General features: G+C 59.6%; 17 protein-coding genes and 1 pseudogene. 11 read left to right on the top strand and 7 right to left on the bottom strand.

Going from position 1 to position 19832, the window contains the following annotated elements; genetic code table 11:
• Positions 1-7: 7 nt before the first annotated feature.
• A pseudogene (locus MTP39_RS11855) lies at positions 8-631 on the top strand (NAD(P)-dependent oxidoreductase); the annotation flags it as partial.
• Between the two features lie 602 nt (positions 632-1233).
• Here the strand turns inward: MTP39_RS11855 and MTP39_RS11850 are convergent.
• From MTP39_RS11850 to uxaC, 4 genes are all read right to left on the bottom strand, one after another.
• Positions 1234-1623 carry an FMN-binding protein gene (locus tag MTP39_RS11850; protein WP_217297600.1) on the bottom strand — a complete coding sequence of 130 codons (390 nt, stop codon included), beginning with the start codon at positions 1621-1623 and terminating at the stop codon, positions 1234-1236.
• 27 nt (positions 1624-1650) lie between these two features.
• Positions 1651-3309 (bottom strand): glutamine--tRNA ligase/YqeY domain fusion protein, encoded by a 1659-nt coding sequence (locus MTP39_RS11845; protein WP_249240667.1) that lies wholly within the window; start codon positions 3307-3309, stop codon positions 1651-1653.
• A 186-nt stretch (positions 3310-3495) separates the two neighbouring features.
• Positions 3496-4380, bottom strand: coding sequence for a YitT family protein (locus tag MTP39_RS11840; protein WP_249240666.1), 885 nt, complete (start codon positions 4378-4380; stop codon positions 3496-3498).
• Between the two features lie 246 nt (positions 4381-4626).
• Positions 4627-6060 carry a glucuronate isomerase gene (gene uxaC / locus MTP39_RS11835; protein WP_249240665.1) on the bottom strand — a complete coding sequence of 478 codons (1434 nt, stop codon included), beginning with the start codon at positions 6058-6060 and terminating at the stop codon, positions 4627-4629.
• Positions 6061-6382: 322 nt separating this feature from the next.
• Here uxaC and MTP39_RS11830 point away from each other — a divergent pair, with 322 nt between their 5' ends.
• From MTP39_RS11830 to MTP39_RS11815, 4 genes are all read left to right on the top strand, one after another.
• A complete protein-coding gene (locus MTP39_RS11830; protein WP_249240664.1) occupies positions 6383-7897 on the top strand; it encodes a tagaturonate reductase in 1515 nt (504 codons plus the stop codon).
• 85 nt (positions 7898-7982) lie between these two features.
• The gene (locus MTP39_RS11825; RefSeq protein WP_249240663.1) at positions 7983-9473 is read left to right on the top strand and encodes a UxaA family hydrolase; all 1491 of its coding nucleotides are present in this window, start codon (positions 7983-7985) and stop codon (positions 9471-9473) included.
• 81 nt (positions 9474-9554) lie between these two features.
• Entirely contained in the window at positions 9555-9716 is a 162-nt protein-coding gene (locus MTP39_RS11820) for a hypothetical protein (protein WP_249240662.1), read from the top strand.
• 41 nt (positions 9717-9757) lie between these two features.
• Entirely contained in the window at positions 9758-10639 is an 882-nt protein-coding gene (locus MTP39_RS11815; RefSeq protein WP_249240661.1) for an aldose epimerase family protein, read from the top strand.
• Between the two features lie 374 nt (positions 10640-11013).
• Here the strand turns inward: MTP39_RS11815 and MTP39_RS11810 are convergent, their stop codons facing one another.
• The gene (locus tag MTP39_RS11810) at positions 11014-11424 is read right to left on the bottom strand and encodes a NifB/NifX family molybdenum-iron cluster-binding protein (RefSeq protein ID WP_249240660.1); all 411 of its coding nucleotides are present in this window, start codon (positions 11422-11424) and stop codon (positions 11014-11016) included.
• A gap of 182 nt (positions 11425-11606) precedes the next feature.
• On the opposite strand from MTP39_RS11810, the gene MTP39_RS11805 reads away from it, so the two are divergent.
• Complete coding sequence (locus tag MTP39_RS11805; RefSeq protein WP_249240659.1) at positions 11607-12398, top strand: YoaK family protein; 792 nt, start codon at positions 11607-11609, stop codon at positions 12396-12398.
• Between the two features lie 53 nt (positions 12399-12451).
• Here MTP39_RS11805 and MTP39_RS11800 read toward each other — a convergent pair whose 3' ends face one another.
• The gene (locus tag MTP39_RS11800; RefSeq protein ID WP_249240658.1) at positions 12452-13363 is read right to left on the bottom strand and encodes a LysR family transcriptional regulator; all 912 of its coding nucleotides are present in this window, start codon (positions 13361-13363) and stop codon (positions 12452-12454) included.
• A 252-nt stretch (positions 13364-13615) separates the two neighbouring features.
• Between MTP39_RS11800 and MTP39_RS11795 the strand changes: the two genes are divergently transcribed.
• Positions 13616-14926 (top strand): adenylosuccinate synthase, encoded by a 1311-nt coding sequence (locus MTP39_RS11795; RefSeq protein WP_442899401.1) that lies wholly within the window; start codon positions 13616-13618, stop codon positions 14924-14926.
• Positions 14917-15873, top strand: coding sequence for an aspartate carbamoyltransferase (pyrB, locus tag MTP39_RS11790; RefSeq protein ID WP_249240657.1), 957 nt, complete (start codon positions 14917-14919; stop codon positions 15871-15873). Before MTP39_RS11795 ends, pyrB begins: the two co-directional genes overlap by 10 nt.
• 317 nt (positions 15874-16190) lie before the next feature.
• On the opposite strand, the gene MTP39_RS11785 is transcribed toward pyrB, so the two are convergent.
• Positions 16191-16373: a hypothetical protein gene (locus MTP39_RS11785; RefSeq protein WP_005920766.1), complete on the bottom strand. Its 183-nt coding sequence runs from the start codon at positions 16371-16373 to the stop codon at positions 16191-16193.
• Between the two features lie 113 nt (positions 16374-16486).
• Between MTP39_RS11785 and MTP39_RS11780 the strand changes: the two genes are divergently transcribed.
• The 3 genes from MTP39_RS11780 (at position 16487) to mnmA (ending at position 19829) form a co-directional block, all read left to right on the top strand.
• Positions 16487-17425 (top strand): ribonuclease Z, encoded by a 939-nt coding sequence (locus tag MTP39_RS11780; protein WP_249240656.1) that lies wholly within the window; start codon positions 16487-16489, stop codon positions 17423-17425.
• Positions 17422-18657 carry a CCA tRNA nucleotidyltransferase gene (locus MTP39_RS11775; protein WP_249240655.1) on the top strand — a complete coding sequence of 412 codons (1236 nt, stop codon included), beginning with the start codon at positions 17422-17424 and terminating at the stop codon, positions 18655-18657. Before MTP39_RS11780 ends, MTP39_RS11775 begins: the two co-directional genes overlap by 4 nt.
• Positions 18658-18725: 68 nt before the next feature.
• Complete coding sequence (gene mnmA, locus MTP39_RS11770; RefSeq protein ID WP_249240654.1) at positions 18726-19829, top strand: tRNA 2-thiouridine(34) synthase MnmA; 1104 nt, start codon at positions 18726-18728, stop codon at positions 19827-19829.
• Positions 19830-19832: the final 3 nt, after the last annotated feature.

Below are 19832 nucleotides of genomic sequence, written 5' to 3'. Positions count from 1 at the left end.
ACACCGCTGGGCTCCCACCGGCCACTCTATGGGCAGCATTGTGGGCAGCCGGGTGCTGTGCGTGGGCATGGGCGATATCGGCTCTAACTTTGCTCGGCGGGCGTATGCGCTGGGCGCAGAGGTGGTGGGCGTGCGCCGCACGGTGCACCCGGACACCCCCTGCCCGGACTACTGCACCCGGGTGGTGGCGCAGAGCGAATTGGACGCAGAGCTGCCGCAGGCCGACCTTGTTGCGCTGAGCCTGCCCGGCACGCCGGAGACGCTGCATTTGTTCAATGCAGCGCGACTGGCGCTCTGCAAGCGTGGCGCCATCCTGCTCAATGTGGGCCGGGGCACTGCCGTGGACGGCGAGGCACTGGCAGCCGCCGTGCACAGCGGGCAGCTTTCCGGTGCAGGGCTGGACGTGACCGACCCCGAGCCGCTGCCGCCGGAGCATCCCCTGTGGGCAGAACCCAACGTGATCATCACGCCCCACGTCACCGGTGGCTTCAGCCTGCCCAAGACGCTGGACAACATTGTGGATATCTTTGCACATAACCTCAAGCGCTATGCCGCCGGCCAGCCGCTGGATAACCAGATGGACCGCCGCACCCAGTACGCCAGCGGCGCACGGCTGCAAAGCACGCTGTAAAACCGGCGCTGCTTGACAAAACGGCGTGGGGGCGTTATACTATAAATAGAAAAGGTGCTGTCTGCAATGGTCAGCTTCCTTTAGCTAAGTATGTCAATAAGAATGACCGCTCAGATTTGGTAAGCTGGGGCGGTCATTTCTTATTGTTATGGATCTCCTGAAAGATCGCCCACGAAATCTTGAACGTGATCCCGACTGTGCCGCCAATAATGACGAACAGCTGCAGAACGTTATCCAGTGTCATGTGGCATCCCCCCTTTCGCGTTTGCGTCCGGGGGAACCAGACAATAAGGTTTCACAGCCCCCGGAAGCTTGCCGGAGGAAGCTAGACCACCTTTTGTGCAGACAGCACCTGCCGCTTTTGGTGCGGCGGATTAAGTATAGCATAATCCAACGGGTTCTGCAATGAAAAACGCCCTGCGGCACAGTGCTCGTAGGGGAACGCAATATGCAGCTTGCCCTTACGACCCCAGCCGTGAAAATGTAGTGCCGGAGCGTCCGCAGACGCCCCGGCACTACGAAATTATAAATGGTATTTCCGCACGAAGAAAAAACTGCCGCACAACTGTGCGGCAGTTTTTTTGTATCTATGGTTTACAGCATCACTGCGCCTGTGCAAGGCAGGCGTCCATGGCGGTAAAGATGGCCTCGCTGGTCATGGTGGAGCCGGTGATGGCGTCCACACCGGCGGTGGAACCGGTCTGCGTCAGCTGGGCAGCCAGTGTCTCGGCGGCCTTGCCGCCCAGCTCCGGGGTCTCGGCGGAGGCGTCCACCTGCACGGCAGTCACCTTGCCGCCGGTCACAGTGACCGTGACGGTCACTTCACTCAGGCAGCCCTGTGCAGAGGAGGTGTAGCTGCCATCGGTCAGGGGTGCGGCGTTGTCGGCGGCGGGTACGGTGCCTGTGTTGTGGATATACAGGTTCAGCACAATGCCCATCAGCACGGTGGCTGCCAGCATGAGCAGGATATTACGGGTCATTTTTGCGGTCATGGTATGGTATCTTCTCCTTGGGGGTGATTATTTTGCGGGCTTGAAGCTGTCGCGCAGGGTGACCACCCGGTTGTACACGCCGGGGTTCTTGCTGTCCGGGGTAAAGAAGCCGGTGCGCACGAACTGGAACTTTTCGCCGGGCTTTGCGTCCTTCAGGCTCTCCTCCAGCTTGCAGCCGGTGCGCACGGTGACGCTTTCCGGGTTCAGGTAGTCCTTGTAGTCGCTGCCCTCGGGGATGCCGTTCATGTTGGCTTCGGTGAACAGCTTGTCGTACAGGCGCACCTCAGCGTCCACGCAGTGTGCGGCGCTTACCCAGTGGATGGTGCCTTTGACCTTGCGGCCATCGGCGGGGTTGCCGTTGCCGGTCTCCAGGTCGGCGGTGCAGTGGATGGCGGCAATGCTGCCGTCGGCGTTCTTATCTACGCCGGTGCACTTGACGATATAAGCACCCATCAGACGCACCTCGCCGTCCACGGTCAGGCGCTTGAACTTGGGAGGCGGCACCTCGGCAAAGTCCTCGGCATCGATCCACAGCTCGCGGGTAAAGGCTACCTTGCGGGTGGTGGTATCGTTGGCTTCGCGGTTGGGGTTGTTGGCTACGTCAAAGTACTCGGTCTTGTCGGCGGGGTAGTTGTCCACCACCAGATTGACCGGCTCCAGCACGGCAATGCGGCGCTGTGCGGTCAGGTCCAGCTCGCTGCGGATGCAGGCTTCCAGCTGGCGCATATCGATCAGGTTGTCAGACTTGGAGATACCGGCCTCCCGCACAAAGGTGAAGATGGAGGTGGGGGTGTAGCCGCGGCGGCGCAGACCGCACAGGGTGGGCATACGGGGATCGTCCCAGCCGTCCACGATGCCCATCTCCACCAGCTCGCGCAGGTAGCGCTTGCTCATGACCGTGTTGGTCATGTTCAGGCGGGCGAACTCGCGCTGCTTAGGGAACTCGGCACCAAAGATGTTCTCGATGACCCAGTTGTACAGCGGGCGGTGATTCTCGAACTCCAGACTGCACATGCTGTGGGTGATGCCCTCGATGGCGTCCTGAATGGGGTGGGCGAAGTCGTACATGGGGTAGATGCACCACTTGTTGCCCTGACGGTGATGCTCGGCGTACTTGATACGGTAGATGGCCGGGTCACGCATATTCATGTTGGGGCTTGCCAGATCGATCTTGGCACGCAGGGTCTTTTCGCCCTCCTGGAACTCACCGGCACGCATCCGGCGGAACAGGTCGAGGTTCTCCTCCGGGCTGCGGTCGCGCCACGGAGAGGGACGGGAGGGCTTGCCGGCATCGGAGCCGCGGTACTCGCGCATCTCTTCGCGGGTCAGGTCGTCTACATAAGCCTTGCCCTCGGTGATCAGCTTCTCGGCGTACTCATAGCACTTATCAAAGTAATCGCTGCCGTAGAAGATGCCGCCGTTGGGGTCGGCACCCAGCCAGTGCAGGTCCTCGATGATGCTGTTGACATACTCCTCGCCTTCGCGGGCGGGGTTGGTGTCGTCCAGACGCAGATTGAACTTGCCGCCGTACTGGTTGGCAATGGACCAGTTGATATAAATGGCCTTGGCGCTGCCGATGTGCAGATAGCCGTTGGGCTCCGGCGGGAAGCGGGTGTGGATCTGCTGCACCTTGCCCTCGGCAAGGTCGGCGTCGATGATATCCGTCAGAAAGTTTTTATCAGCCATATAGGTTCCCCCTGTCAGGGCACAGTGTGCCCTCTTATACTCATAATACTATATAATACACTATTTTGCGTTTTTCTTCAAGTACGGAGTTGCGCGGAACACGGGGGCAATCCTCTGAATAAAGGCTTCCCCCAGCCGGGAGAAGCCTTTAGCGAAAAATGGATGAAAAAAGGATACGAAGCGGTCTTAGTTGAAGGAGCGGAAGCCCTTGCCGATGATCTCGCTGGAGTTGACGATGGTGATAAAGCTGTGGGGGTCGTTCTCCCGCAGAAAGTTACGCAGCTGCAAGGCCTGACGGCGGGTCAGCACGGTCACCAGCACGCTGAGCTCGTGGTGGGTGTAGGCACCGTAGGCCTTTTCCACCGTGGCGGAGCGGTTCATATTATGGATGATGAAGTCCAGAATGGGCTGCGGGTTCGCGGTCATGATGGTGCACACCTTGCGCAGGCGGATATTTTCAATGGCACCGTCCACCACGAAGGACTTGCCGATGAGGCCAAGGATACAGTACAGACCGGTGCCCATGCCGAACCGCACGGCGGCAGCCAGCACGATGAGGATATCGCTGACCATCAGCGCCTTGCCGATCTCCATGGAGGTGTACTTGGCAAGGATCAGCGCCACGATGTCGGTGCCGCCGGTGGAGGCGCCGATGTCAAACACGATGGCGGCGCCCAGCGCGGGCAGGAACACCGCGAACACCAGATCCAGCATGGCATCGCCGCTCAGGGACACGCCAGAGGGGTACAGCCACTCGCAGCAGGACACGAAAAAGGAGAGTGCAAAGGAAGAGTAGATCGTCCAGCCCATGCACTTGATGCCCAAAAAGATAAAGCCCAGCACCACCAGCACCAAGTTGATGATCCACATAAAGCCGCCCACATTGATGCGGGGGAACAGGTCTGCCAGCAGAATAGATAGACCCGAGGTGCCGCCGAAAGCAAAGTGGTTGGGATTTTTAAAATATACGATGCCCACTGCCGTGAGCACAAGGCCGAGGTTCAGCAGGACGAAGAAATTTAGATTCTTCAGCAGATTTTCGCGGCTGAAGGCTTCTTTTAAACCGTTCATGGGTTCCCTCCATCAAAAAATGCAGTGATTTGGCCAGAATGCCATGCAAAAATATACTCCCCCTGTACAAGGAAGTCAAGGGATAAAAGAGAAGTTGTAGAAAAAGCCGGAAAACAGCCGATAAAAGGTGAAAAAACAGGCACATCCGGTGCATTTTGAACGTAAAAGGGCAAAACAAAGCGCCGCCCGCAGACGGTTTTGTCTGCGGGCGGCGCGGAGATTCAGTCCGGGAAAATGGAAAAGGACTTACAGGTTGAAGTAACGCTTTGCGTTGTCGAAGCAGATGCCCTTGACGATCTTCTCCAGAGCCTTCTCGTCGTTGGGGTACTCGCCGTCCTCGACCCACTGGCCGATGATGTTGCACAGGATGCGGCGGAAGTAATCGTGGCGGGTGTAGCTCAGGAAGCTGCGGCTGTCGGTCAGCATACCCACAAAGTTGCCCAGCAGGCCAAGGCTTGCCAGACGGATCATCTGATCCTCCATGCCGATCTTGTGGTCATTGAACCACCATGCAGAGCCGTGCTGGATCTTGCCCGGCACTTCGCTGTTCTGGAAGCAGCCCAGAATGGTGCCGATCTGTGCATCGTCGGCGGGGTTCAGGCTGTAAATAATGGTCTTGGGGCACTCATCGGTGTCGTTCAGGGCGCTGAGCAGCTGTGCGATCTGGCCGCCGCAGGTGGCGGTGTTGATCATGTCAAAGCCGGTGTCGGGACCCAGCAGGCTATTCATCTTGCGGTTCACGCCGCGCAGGCAGTTGTAGTGGAACTGCATGACAATGCCCAGACGATGATACTGCTTGCCCAGATGGATCAGGATGTAGGTCTGGTACTTCTCGGCCTCTTCTGCGGTGCAGCTCTCGCCCTTCATCACCTTCTGGTAGATGGCGTTCACCTCGTCCTTGGTGGCCTCACGGTAGGGAACGTAGTCCAGACCGTGGTCAGAAGCGCGGCAGCCCATCTCGGCAAAGAACTCGATGCGCTTGGTCAGGGCATCGGTCACGCAGTCGATGCAGGCCAGCTTTTCCTTGCCCACAACGGCAGCCAGCTTTGCCATATAATCGGCAAAGCCGGGCTTGTTGATGTTGATGGCCTTATCCGGGCGGAAGGAGGGAGCCACGGTGAACTTGATGGTGGGATCTTCCTTGATCTTCTTGTGCCAGTACAGGTCATCAATGGGGTCATCGGTGGTGCCGATGAAAGCCACGTTGCTCTGCTCGATCAGGCCGCGGACGGTCAGCTTGGGATCATGCTGCAGCTTGTCGTTGCACAGGTTCCATACTTCCTCAGCGGTGTCGCCGTTCAGCACGCCGTCGTAACCGAAGAAAACGTGCAGCTCCAGATTGGTCCAGTGGTACATCGGGTTGCCGATGGCCATGGGCAGAGCCTCGGCAAACTTCTGGAAGCGCTCGCGGTCGGGCTTGTCACCGGTAATGTACTCCTCGGGCACGCCGTTGGAACGCATCACGCGCCATTTATAATGATCGCCGAAATAGCTGCCGTCCGGGTTGCGGCCGCCCAGCCACACCTGCGTGATGTTCTCAAAGCGGCGGTTCTCGTAGATCTCGCGGGGAGGGATGTGGCAGTGATAGTCGCAGATGGGCATAGCGGCTGCATAGTCGTGATACAGATGCTGTGCGGTAGCAGACTGGAGCATGAAGTCCTTATCCATAAATGCTTTCATGGGATTTTAACTCCTTTTCTCTGATGAATTTGTTAAAATTTAGACAAAAACGGGCACGAAATTGCACCTGCCTGAAAAGGGCAGGCTGCCTTATCCTTAGTATACCGGAAAACGCCGATGTATACAACTGAAAAACTGCCAAAATTTCACCCTTAGAATTGTATAAACCGCTGGAAATGCGCTAAATAGCCATTTTTGGACTAAAAACATTGCACAAAGCACTTGACTTCTTTGTATACAACAGCATAAAATAGGAACAGAAGATGGCAGGGAAAACGAGAGCCTGCCATGCAAAGCAAGTTTATAAAGGAGATCAATGAAGATGGAAACTTTGAACTACAAGGTTCTGGAAGGCACTGGCTACAACGGCTACATCCTGAAGGATGCTCCCGTTAAGGTGATGCAGTTCGGCGAGGGCAACTTCCTGCGCGCATTCGTGGACTACTTCTACGATATTGCAAACGAGAAGGCTGGCTACAACGGCAAGGTCAAGCTGGTGCAGCCCATCGGCAACTTCCCCCAGATGGCAGACTGGATCAACGAGCAGGAGGGTCTGTACACCCTGTACCTGCGCGGCAGCGAGAAGGGCCAGAAGGTGGACGCAAAGCGGGTGATCTCCTGCGTGTCTGACTGTGTGTGCCCCTACATTGATGGCAAGTGGGACGAGGTTCTGGCTCTGGCTCGCTCTGAGGATCTGGAAACTGTTGTATCCAACACCACCGAGGCCGGCATTGCCTACACCAAGGGCGACAGCCAGTTCGATCAGGTTCCTCCCAACAGCTTCCCCGCAAAGCTGACCCGCGTGCTGTTCGAGCGCTACAAGGCTTTCAACGGCGCTGCCGATAAGGGTCTGGTCATCCTGAGCTGCGAGCTGATCGACAACAACGGCAAGGAGCTGCAGAAGTGCTGCAACAACTACGCCAAGGATTGGGATCTGGAGCCCGCCTTCATCGACTGGATGAACACTGCCAACACCTTCTGCTCCACGCTGGTGGACCGCATCGTTCCGGGCCGCATCCGTGACCCGCAGGAGCTGGCCGCTCTGGAAGAGGCCAACGGCTACCACGATACCGCTCTGGACGTGGGCGAAGTGTTCGGCGTCTGGGTCATCGAGGGCCCCGCAGGTCTGGAGGACAAGCTGCCGTTCAAGAAGGCCGGCGTCAACGTCATGGTCGTGCCCGACGTTACCCCCTACAAGAAGCGCAAGGTCCGCATCCTGAACGGCGCACACACCGGCTTTGTGCTGGGCGCTTATCTGGCAGGCTTTGACATCGTCCGCGACTGCATGCACAACGATACCGTGCGCGGCTTTATGAACAAGATGCTGCACGAGGAGATCATCCCCACCCTGCCGCTGGACAAGAAGGATCTGGAGGACTTTGCCTCTGCTGTTGAGGACCGCTTCAACAACCCCTTCGTCAACCACGAGCTGATGAGCATCTCCCTGAACTCCACCTCCAAGTGGAAGGCCCGCAACATGCCTTCCTTCCTCGCTTACATCGAGGAGCAGAAGCAGCTGCCCAAGTGCCTGACCATGTCTCTGGCTGCTTACATCGCCTTCTACTCCAACGATATTCAGGAGCGCACCGCTGACGGTCTGATCTGCAAGCGCCCCGCAGGCAACACCTACAAGATCCAGGACGACGCATGGGCTCTGGACTTCTACTTCGCACACAAGGATGACACCGCTGCGCAGCTGGTGCATGCTGTGCTGACCAACACCCAGATGTGGGATCAGGATCTGACGCAGATCTCCGGTCTGGAAGCCGCTGTGCTGGCAGATCTGGAAATGATCCGCACTCAGGGTGCCGAGGCTGCTTACAAGAGCTGCCTGTAAGCTGAAAAATCAACCTACCCGCACAACAAAAGGGCTGCTGCTTTGGGCAGCAGCCCTTTTGTGCGATACGATAAGGAGAAAAACTATGCCGCAGGCAATTCATATCAGCCCCATCGACAATGTGGTCGTTGCCCTGCACCCCATTGCCAAGGGCACGCTGGTGGAGGTGGACGGCCTTGCCGTCACCGCACTGGAGGATATCCCGCAGGGTCACAAGATGGCAGTCAAGCCCATTAAGAACGGCGAGAACGTCATCAAGTATGGTTTCCCCATCGGTCACGCCACCGCAGACGCCGCCCCCGGCACCTGGATGCACACCCACAACGTGCACACCAACCTGTCCGGCGAGGTGGAGTACAGCTATAACCCCGCCCCGGATCTGGCTCCGCTGCCTAAGGTCGAGCCGGAGACCTTTATGGGCTTCCGCCGCAAGGACGGCCGCGCCGCTATCCGCAACGAGATCTGGATCATCCCCACCGTGGGCTGCGTGAACGATATCGCCAAGAAGATCGTTGCCGACAATCAGGATCTGGTCACCGGATCCATTGAGGGTCTGTACACCTTCACCCATCCCTTCGGCTGCAGCCAGACCGGCCACGACCACGCACAGACCCGCAAGCTGCTGGCTGCGCTGGTGCGCCACCCCAATGCTGCCGCCGTTCTGGTGCTGCATCTGGGCTGCGAGAACCTGCAGCACGATCAGTTCGTGGAGGAACTGGGCGAGTACGACCACGACCGCGTCAAGTTCCTGACCTGTCAGGACGTGGAGGACGAGTTTGCCGCCGCCCGCGATATCCTGAAGGAACTGGCTGCCTACGCTGGGCAGTTCAAGCGCGAGCCCATCCCCGTGTCTGAGCTGGTGGTGGGCATGAAGTGCGGCGGTTCGGATGGCCTGTCCGGCATCACCGCCAACCCCACCATCGGCCGCTTCTCCGACATGATGGGTCAGCGCGGCGGTTCTACCGTGCTGACCGAAGTGCCCGAGATGTTCGGTGCAGAGGGCTTTTTGATGGATCGCTGCATCAACAAGGAAGTGTTCGTCAAGGCCGAGCACATGATCAACGGCTTCAAGGAGTACTTTATCAGCCACAACGAGGTGGTGTACGATAACCCCTCTCCGGGCAACAAGGCCGGCGGTATCACTACGCTGGAAGATAAGAGCTGCGGCTGCGTGCAGAAGGGCGGCACTGCCCCCATCATGGACGTCATCGGCTACGGCGACCCCGTGGTGACCAAGGGCTTGAATATGCTCTACGGCCCCGGTAACGATCTGGTGTCTGCCACCGCTATGACGGCAGCAGGCGCACACCTGATCCTGTTCTCCACCGGCCGCGGCACCCCGTTCTCCGCTCCGGCTCCCACCCTGAAGATCTCTACCAACACCCCGCTGGCAGAGAAGAAGGGCGGCTGGATCGATTTCAACACCGGTGTCATCGCCGACGGCGAAAAGACCATCGACAAGGCTGCAAAGGATCTGCTGGATCTGGTCATCCGCGTGGCCAGCGGCGAGCAGACCAAGGCTGAAAAGCACGGCTTCCGCGAGATCTCCATCTTCAAGGACGGCGTGGTTCTGTAACTGAAAAAGGGCTGCTGTACGGCAAAATGCGGTACGGCGGCCTTTTTGTGCTTGAAAATACGGAAAGGAAGTGTATTCTATATGATGGGTGCAAATGGCGCAGTATTGCTTTCTCTGCTGATCTATGCGGCGCTGATCTACGGTGCTGTGCGTCTGATCAAGTATTTTATCCGCTACGGCATCGATTACTACTTCCAAAAGCTGGAGCAGCAGCAGTCGCAGCAGACCGAGCACAAGGAATGACCCACCGGGGCGACCCGGAGGCAATAATAGGAGGCTTACTTATGAATCAGATCACCACCCGGTACATCACCGAGAACGGCGCCTGCTACGAGCAGTACGTCATCACCGACCCCGAGGCAAAGACCGCCCTCACCATCACCCCCGAGCGCGGCGGTATGATCACCAGCTTTACGCTGGACGGCGAGGAGTTTGTCTGGACCCGCCGCCCCAATTTCTCGGAGTGCAACCGTCCCCGCTTTGGCGTGCCGGTGCTGTTCCCCAGCTGCGGCAACCCGGATAACGGTGTGCACATCTTTGACGGCAAGGCTTACCCCATGGAGACCCACGGCTTTGCCGACCTGTGCGCATGGGAAGTGGAAAGCGTTGGCCCGGACGGCGTGACGCTGGCACTGGAATCCACCCCGCTGACCAAGTTCCTGTACCCGTTCGATTTCACCCTGCTGCTCAACTATAATCTGGAGGGCAACAAGGCTCTGGTCAGCCTGACCGTCATCAACGAGGGCAACACCGATATGCCTTTCAGCTTTGGCTACCACCCCTACTTTACTGCCTCCAAGCTGGAGAACGTGGAGTTCGATATCAAGTGCGCCACCTGCTCCGAAAACGCCAAGGGCGAGCAGCCCGCCGCCCCGGAAAAGATCACCCTTACCCGTAAGGAGGGCGCAGACAACACCATCCGTCTGCTGACCGGTGTGCAGTTCCCCATGACCCTGACCGACAAGGGCAACGGCCACAAGGTGACCGTGGACGCCGACGAGACCTTTGAAAACGGCGTGCTGTGGCAGCAGGATGCCGAGAGCTTTGTCTGCATGGAGCCTTGGAACGGCTGGGCCAACAGCGTGAATGAGGAAGGCAAGCACGAGGTGCTGGAGCCGGACGAGGCCATGACCAGCGAGTGGAGCATCACCATCGAGAAGGCCTGAAAAACCATTTGAAATGCGCGCCGCGCTGCTTTGCGCATAGTCAGCGGAAAAATTATTCTTAATTTGGGGCTCAGGAAAGTCTGCGGACTTTCCTGAGCCCCTTTTTCACGGGAAAGGAGCACTCTTTTCAGGATGGTGCAAAGCTTTTGATTTCAGTAAAGAAAATTTAGCACGCTGACCCGCAGTGCCGCGCTTTCGCAGAAAGCGGCGCTGCGAATGCCGTTTTCAGCCACGACCTACCTGTGAAAATGGAATACCGGAGCGTCCGCAGACGCTCCGGTATTCCAAAATTATAAATATTTTTTCCTTAGCTTATGCCTAGAGCGCAAGCGGAGGGCATTCAAAATCGTCCCGCCCGGAAAGGAAAACGGCCTTTAGTGGCAATTGCCGGTGCAGCCGCCCTTGTCGGCGTGGCAGGCGTGAGCGCCGCAGCTGTGGCCCTCCTCGTGGTCATGATGGGTGCAGCGGGCGTTGGGGTCAAAGACCAGCGTGCCGGCAAGATATGCCGCCGCAGCGCTGTCGGCGTCGCCGGTGATGCCGCCGCACAGCCGGATGCCGGCCTGTGCCAGTGCCATCTGTGCACCGCCGCCAATGCCACCGCACAGCAGCACATTTACGCCGTTGCGCACCAGAAAGCCCACCAGTGCGCCGTGGCCCTGCCCGTCGGTGGAGACCACCTCGGCGCTGGTAATGCGGCCATCCTCGGCGGTGTAGAGCTTGAACTGCGCAGAGTGGCCGAAGTGCTGGAACACCTGACCGTTTTCATAAGGAATTGCGATCTTCATACTAAAAACTCCTCCCTGTGTACGAGATTTTCTATCCCTATTCTAACAGATTGCGCTGAAATAGGGAAGGGCACCCGCGGTTTTTGCGCCTTTTGGAGCGGAAAACATAGCCGGTATGTAAAAATGATATCAGAAACTGCTGCAAAATGTATTATAATAGAGCCCGAAAAGAGGGTACAAGTATGAAAACAAAGCATCGCGGACAAATGTCCGAGTCCTTTCTTACGGCGGTGTTCCTTTCGCTGTCCGGCGGCTTACAGGATGCCTACACCTATCTGTTCCGGGGCAAGGTGTTCGCCAATGCCCAGACCGGCAATATCGTGCTGCTGAGCGCCAATATCATGGATGGCCGGTGGGATAAGGTGCTGCACTATTTGGTGCCTTTGTGCGCCTTTGCGCTGGGGGTTCTGGTTGCGGAAAAAATGCGGGAGCGCTTTCAGGCAATGCAGCGGCTGCACTGGCGGCAGCTGGTGGTGCTGGGCGAGGTGCTGCTGCTGTTCGCGGTGGGCTTTCTGCCGCAATCGCAGAACCTGTTGGCCAATGCCATCGTTTCCTTCTCCTGCGCCATGCAGGTGCAGGCTTTCCGCAAGGTGGACGGCTACGCCTTTGCCAGTACCATGTGCATCGGCGACCTGCGCAGCGGCGTGGAGGCTTTCTGCATCTGGCGCAAGACCCACGAGCCCCGCGCAAAGGACAGGATGGTGCGGTACTTCGGCATCATATTCCTGTTCGCGCTGGGGGCTGGGCTGGGCAGTAAAAGCGCGGCGCAGCTGGGCGGCAGAGCCATCTGGATCTCCTGCTGCTTTTTGCTGGTCAGCTTTGCGCTGATGTTCATCCGGGAGGAGCTGGAGGAGAACCCGGTCATCGAAAAAGACCTGACCGCTATCCGGCAGGAGACCCGGGAGATCGACCGCACCCTGAAACAGGAATTGCAGGAAGAACAGCGGGAACTGAAACAGAGCACCCGGAAATAACAGAAAAGGGGCTGCTGCACATCATTGGTGCAGCAGCCCCTTGCTGTATTGGTTTATTTGTGTTCTGCGCTCCGGGCACCGGCCTTGGTCAGCAGCTGCTGGAACTTGCGGGCGGCGGTGTTCAGCGGACGGTGATGGTCGTACACAAGGCAGATGGAGCGGGAGGGGATGATCTCCTGCAAGTGCAGCTGCACAAGTTCCCCGCTGGCCAGCAGGGGCGCTGCCATGGGCTCCGGCATAAAGGCAAGCCCCAGTTCGCTTTTGACCAGCGTAAGCATCTGGTCGGTGGTGGCGGCCTCGGTGTCCGGCTTCAGCACCGCGTCGTGTTCCAGAAAGAACTGCCGGTAAAAGCTGCGGGTCATGCTCTCTTCGTTCAGGCAGATCAGGGGATAACCGGCCAGTTCCTTTAGGTTCAGGGTCTGGCTGGCCAGCGCCGTAAAGGTCTTACCGCCCACAAGGACTTCATAAAAGGGCATCAGCTCTACCATTTTTAGCCCGTTTTCCACCTCTGCGGGGGTGGTCACGATGGCAAAATCCACCTCGCCGTTGCGTACCGCCTGCACCGCCTGCGGGGTGGAGTGGTTGGAGATGCGCAGCCGGATGCCCGGGTACTCGGTATGGAAAGCGCGCAGCTTTTCCGATAGGTAGATGTTCAAAGCGGTCTCGGTAGTGCTGATGCTGATGGCACCGTGCTCCAGCGTGGCGGTGGCGCTCAGCTCCTCTTCGGCGTCCTGGATCTGCACCGCCGCTGAGGCAATGCGGGAATACAGCAATTCGCCCTCCGGCGTTAAGGTGACGCCCCGGTTGGAGCGGATGAACAGCACGCAGTTCAGCTGGCTTTCCAGCCGGTTCATGGCGTGGGTGATGTTGGGCTGATTATTGCCCAGCACCCGCGCCGCGCGGGTAAAGTTCTGATACTTTGCTACATAGTAAAAGATTTTGTAGTATTCCCAGTCCACATACATGAGTGCGGCCCTCTTTCCTGTCGGGCTTCCGGCGCGGCCTGCGGCAGAAGCGGCTTTATGCTCTTCTTGTATCATAGCACGGCGCGCCGGAATTGCAAGCGCTTTTTACGGCGCGGTTGTGCCGGATGTGGGTAGCAGCCTTTGCAATGTAAAAAACATATTGCTGCTATACACAGGATACTTTTTACATATTCTCTGCACGCTCGTATAATATACACCGCGAACAGGAAACAAGAATGAAAAAGAAGGTAAATGAAGTTTATGCTGACTGCTGTTACTGGAATCAACTGGGGCGATGAGGGCAAGGGCCGCGTCATCGACCTGCTGGCCGAAAATGCCGATATCGTTGCGCGCTATCAGGGCGGCAACAATGCCGGCCATACCGTTGTGACCGAGAAGGGCAAGTTCATCCTGAACCTGCTGCCCTCCGGCATCCTGCACCCGGAGGTGACCTGCGTGCTGGGCACCGGTATGGTGATCGACCTTGAGCATCTGGCCGGGGAGATGGAGGCTATCGAGGCGCGCGGGGTGAAGGTGGAGCCGGAGAACCTGAAACTCTCCGATAAAGCTACCATCTCCATGCCGTGGCACAAGGTACAGGACGGGCTGGAAGAGGACCGCCTTGCCAAAAAGGGCAGCGCGTTCGGCTCTACCCGGCGCGGTATCGCCTATGCTTACAGCGACAAGTACCGCAAAAAGACCCTGCGTCTGGGTGATCTTTTGCATCTGGACGAGGAGCGCACCCAGAACCGCCTGCACATGATTTTGGACGCCAAAAACATGGAACTGGCGGGCTGCTACCATCAGGAGCCCATGAGCTACGATGCCCTGCTGAACTGGTGCAGGCAGCAGGCGGCGTACTTTGCGCCCTTCATCTGTGATGTGGGTGTTTTCTTGCAGCAGGCGCACGACAGCGGCAAGCGCATCGTGCTGGAAGCACAGCTGGGCGCGATGCGGGATATCGACTACGGCATCTTCCCGTTCACTTCCAGCTCCAACACGCTGGCGGCCTACGCGCCGCTGGGTGCGGGCATCCCCAACTGCAAGCTTGACCATGTGGTGGGCGTGCTGAAAGCCTACTCCACCTGTGTGGGCGCTGGCCCCTTTGCGGCAGAGAACGCAATGGACGAGGCGTGGAACGAAAAGCTGCGCAAGGCCGGCGGCGAGTACGGCGCGGCTACCGGACGTCCCCGCCGGGTAGGTCCCTTTGACTGCGTTGCCAGCCGCTACGGCCTGCAATGTCAGGGTGCGGATAAGATCGCGCTGACCAAGCTGGACGTTCTGAGCGGGCTGAAACAGATCCCGGTCATCACCGGTTACAAGCTGGATGGAGTGGAAGTCCCCCGCTTCGACACCCTGTCCGACCTTGACCGCGTGCAGCCGGTGGTCACGCTGCTGCCGGGCTGGAACAAGGATATCTCCGGCTGCCGCAGCTGGGCAGAACTGCCCAAGGAAGCCAAGGCCTATGTGGAGTTCCTTGAAAAGCAGCTGGGGCACGAGATCCAGTTTGTTTCCACCGGTGCCGAGCGCGAAAAATTTGTGCTGAAGGGAGAATGGCTGTGAGACATTTCATTGAGCCCGGCAGCTTTTCTCTGGCCGAGCAGCTGGCACTGCTCGACCTTGCCGACCGGATGGAGGCCGATCCCGCCCCCTACGCCCACCTGTGCGACGGCCGCATTCTGGCAACCCTGTTCTACGAGCCCAGCACCCGCACCCGTCTTTCCTTTGAGTCGGCCATGCTGCGGCTGGGCGGCAAGACGCTGGGCTTTGCAGGAGCCCAGCTTTCCAGCGCCAGCAAGGGCGAAACGGTGGCCGATACCGCCCGCGTGGTAAGCAACTATGCAGACGTCATTGCCATGCGCCACCCCAAGGAGGGCGCACCGCTGCGTGCGTCCATGTATGCGCGGGTGCCCGTCATCAATGCAGGTGATGGCGGCCACGCCCACCCCTCCCAGACCATGATTGACCTGATGACCATCCGCCAGCGCAAGGGGCGGCTGGATCATTTGACCATCGGCTTCTGCGGCGACCTCAAGTTCGGCCGGACGGTGCACTCCCTCACCGCCGCGCTGAGCCAGTTCGAGGGCAACCGGTTCGTGTTCATCTCGCCGGAGGAGCTGCGCATCCCACAGTACGTCAAGGACGAGACCCTGACTCCACTGCATCAGAACTACAAGGAGACCGCCGACTTGGAAGCCGAGTTGCCCGGGCTTGACGTGCTGTATATGACCCGCATCCAGAAAGAGCGCTTTTTCAACGAGGAGGACTACCTGCGGTTGAAAGGCTGCTATGCGCTGGACGAAAAGCTGCTGCAGCAGGCACCGCCTACCATGCCGGTGCTGCACCCGCTCCCCCGCATCGACGAGATCAAGCCGGACGTGGACAACGACCCCCGCGCCGCTTATTTCGATCAGGTGCATAACGGTGTGTATATCCGCATGGCAATTATACTGGCGCTGCTGGGCATCCCCGACCCGCTGACCGGGAAAAAGGTGCTGGAAAGTATATAAGTTGGAAAACAGGGCTGCTGCACAAAGCAAAGTGCAGCAGCCCTGTTTTTGCGTCTGGTATTTTTGCAGACTCACCTTTACGCCCCTCCCGTGAAAAGGCAATTCTGGAAAATCCGCAGATTTTCCAGAATTGCGAATTTTAAATAATTCTTCCGCTGAATATGCGCAAAGTGCAACAACGACGACCGCCGCCAGTGGCGGAAACAGGGAGAAGTTGTTGGGGCAGCGGCCAGCAAGACGCGAGTGCCGCCCAAGGCACGATGCGGATGTTGGGTGCCGCAACCCGGAAAACGCGGAGGGCATTCCCGATCGTCCCGCTATCCCCGCAGCGGCGGGTCTGGCACAAAAATCATGGTGCCCCGGGCAGAAAAAAGCAGCTGCGGCATCATGCAGCTGTACCCCAGCCACAGCACCGCCAGAATGCACAGCACCAAGAGCACCCGGCGCAAAAGCACCGGATGCCGGGCGGGGGAATAGCGTTTTCTGCGGTCTCGCTGCATAGGCTGTGCCCTCCTTTTTCAAGGCTCTGCCCAGCTTATGCCGCAGCAGAAAGAATTGTGCACCGGCGGGGTTTGTGGTAAGATAACAGGGAAGAACCACGGAGGAACTGCTTATGCTGACCATTACACTGCTGGGCACGGCTGCCACCATGCCGCTGCCGGAGCGCGCCCTGACCGCCGCTGTGGCCGAGTGCGGCGGGCACAGCCTGCTGCTGGACTGCGGCGAGGGTACCCAGACCGCCGCCCGCCGTGCCGGGGTGAACCTGATGCGCGCGGATGCCATCTGCCTGACCCACTATCACGGAGACCATATCTTTGGTCTGCCCGGGCTTTTGCAGACCCTTGGGGCGCAGGGACGCACCCGTCCGCTGGTGCTGCTGGGGCCGGAGGGGCTTTTGGAGGTCTGGCGGGCGGTGTCTGCTCTGACCGGGCCGCTGCCCTACGCGGTAAAGCCGCTGGTCTGCCGCGCCGGGCAGCCGGTGGCACTGGATGCTCTTTCGGATGGATGGCCCGCCGGGGCAACGCTGCTGCCGGTGGCAACAAAGCACCGGGTACGCAGTCTGGGCTACCGGCTGGACTTGCCCCGGGCGGGCAGGTTCGACCCGGAAAAGGCGCGGACGCTGGGCGTACCGGTGACCCAATGGCGGCTTTTGCAGCGGGGACAGGCTGTGCCGCTGGCAGGGCGCATGGTGCAGCCCGCCGAGGTGCTGGGCGCACCCCGCAAGGGGCTGCGGTTCGTCTTTTCCGGCGACAGTGCGCCCTGCCCGGCGCTGGAACAGGCGGCGCAGAGCGCAGACCTGCTGCTTTGCGATGCCACCTATGCCCTGCCGGAGCAGCAGGAGCAGGCCGCGCAGTGGGGGCACAGCACCTTTGGGCAGAGCGCGGCGCTGGCAGCAAAGGCTGGTGTAAAGCGGCTGTGGCTGGTGCACTATTCCCCCATGATCACCGACCCGGAACAGCAGCTTGCGCAGGCGCAAAGCATCTTCCCGGCGGCAGAATGCGGCTTTGACGGCAAGCGCATCACCCTGCATTACGAGGAGAACGAAGAATGAAGCTGACACTTGACCCCGGGGCAGCCACTCTGCTGGACGCCCTGCACGCGGCGGGCTACGCAGCCTATGCTGTGGGCGGCTGCGTGCGGGATAGCCTTTTGGGACGCACCGCCCACGACTGGGACCTGTGCACCAGTGCCCTGCCGCAGCAGGTGATGGAGCTGTTCGGGGCAGAGCAGTGCATCCCCACCGGTTTGCAGCACGGTACGGTCACCATCAAATACGGCGGGCAGCTGTACGAGACCACCACCTTCCGCACCGAGGGCAGCTATACCGATGGCCGTCACCCGGACGAAGTGCAGTTCGTACCGGACGTGCGGGAGGATCTTGCCCGGCGGGATTTTACCATCAACGCCATGGCGTATAATGAGGCCGAGGGTCTGGTAGACCCCTTTGGCGGGCAAAAAGACCTGCAAAACGGTCTGCTGCGGGCGGTGGGTGAGCCGCAGCAGCGCTTTACCGAGGATGCGCTGCGCATTCTGCGGCTGTACCGCTTTGCCGCAAGGTTCGGCTTTGCGCTGGACGCAGCCACCGCCCGGGCGGCGCGGCAGCTGGCACCGCACTTGGACTGCATCTCTGCCGAGCGCATTCAGGAGGAACTGGCAAAGCTGCTGGCCGCCCCGCAGCCGGGGGCGTATCTGGAGCCCGCCGTACTGGCTGTGGTGCTGCCGGAGCTGACCCCGGCGGCGCTTGAAGCCGCAAAGCCGGTGGTAGATGCCTGCCCGGCGGGGGAGGAAAACCTGCCGGTGCGCTGGGCGGCGCTGCTGGGCGCTCTGGGCGAGGCCGATACCCGCCGGGTGCTCAAACGGCTGCGCTGCTCCAACGCCTGCATTGAGGAGACCGCAGTGCTGGTGCGGGAAACTGCAGGGCAGGGCGTGTCCGAGGAGAAAGCTTCTGCACACCCCGGTGATATCCACATTCGGCAGCTTTTAGGCCGATACGGGCTGTGCACCGTGGAGCGGCTGTGCGCGCTGTGCGCGGCGCTGCACCCGCAAGCTGCCCCGACTTGCGCCCTTGCAGCGCAGCGGGCACGGCAGCTGGAAGCCGACGGCGTATGCTGTCGGGTGAGCCAGCTGGCGGTGAACGGACGCGACCTGATGGCGGCGGGTATCCCGGCAGGGCCTGCGCTGCGCCGGGTGCTGGAAGCGCTGCTGGACGGCGTCATCCGCGCAGAATATCCCAACGAAAAACCGGCGCTGCTGGCTGCGGCGCAGAAAATTATAGCGTCTTGACAAGCGGTTTATGCTGCGGTAGTATTATACTACTGTTTTAGTATGTTGAACTCATAAAAGGAGAACCTATGACCACTCAGAACCCTGCAAACCGTCCCCGCGCCCTCATTGCCATGAGCGGCGGCGTGGATAGCTCGGTGGCGGCCTGCCTGATGCAGCAGGCGGGCTACGACTGCACCGGCATCACCATGCGGCTTACCCACAACGAAACGCTGGGACAGTCCGGCTACCAGACCTGCTGCTCGGAAAAGGATATCGAGGACGCCGCCGAGGTGGCCTTTGCACTGGATATGCCGTATCAGGTGCTGGATTTTACAGCCGACTTCCGCGCGCAGATCATTGAAAAATTTATCCGCGTCTACGAGGCGGGCGGCACCCCCAACCCCTGCATCGACTGCAATAAATATATGAAGTTTCGCCACCTGCTGGACTGGGCGGAGGAACACGGCATGGAGTATGTGGTCACCGGCCACTATGCCCGGGTGGAACAGGACGCAGCCACCGGCCGCTGGCTGCTGAAAAAGGGGCTGGACGAGGGCAAGGATCAAAGCTATGTGCTGTATAACCTTACGCAGGAGCAGCTGGCGCATATTCGCCTGCCGCTGGGTGCGCTGCACAAGACCGAGGTGCGCGAGATCGCGCAGCAGCACAGCTTTATCAACGCCCAGAAGCACGACAGTCAGGATATCTGCTTTGTGCCGGACGGCGACTACGCCCGCTTTATGGAGCAGTTTACCGGCAAGCACTACCCCGCCGGAGATTTTCTGGATCAGAGCGGCAGGGTAGTGGGCACCCACAGCGGCGCAGTGCGCTACACGCTGGGGCAGCGCAAGGGGCTTGGCCTCGCACTGGGTGCACCGGTGTACGTCTGCGGCAAGGATATGCAGGCCAATACCGTCACGGTCGGGCCGGAGAGTGAACTGTTTGACCGCATCGTCTACGCAGAGGATGTGAACTGGATCGCCATTCCGGCGCTGACCGAGCCGCTGCGGGTCACCGCCCGCACCCGGTACCATCAGGCTGAGCAGCAGGCCACCGTTTACCCCGCAGAGAACGGTTTCCGGCTGGAATTTGACCAGCCCCAGCGTGCCCCCACCCCGGGGCAGGCTGCCGTGCTGTATCAGGGCGATGTGGTGCTGGGCGGCGGCACCATCACCCGCGTAGAAAAGTAAGGA

Source organism: Faecalibacterium sp. I3-3-33 (assembly GCF_023347295.1).
GTDB lineage: Bacteria > Bacillota > Clostridia > Oscillospirales > Ruminococcaceae > Faecalibacterium.
Note: the sequence above shows the minus strand (reverse complement) of the source record. Positions and strands in the feature narration are given on the sequence as shown.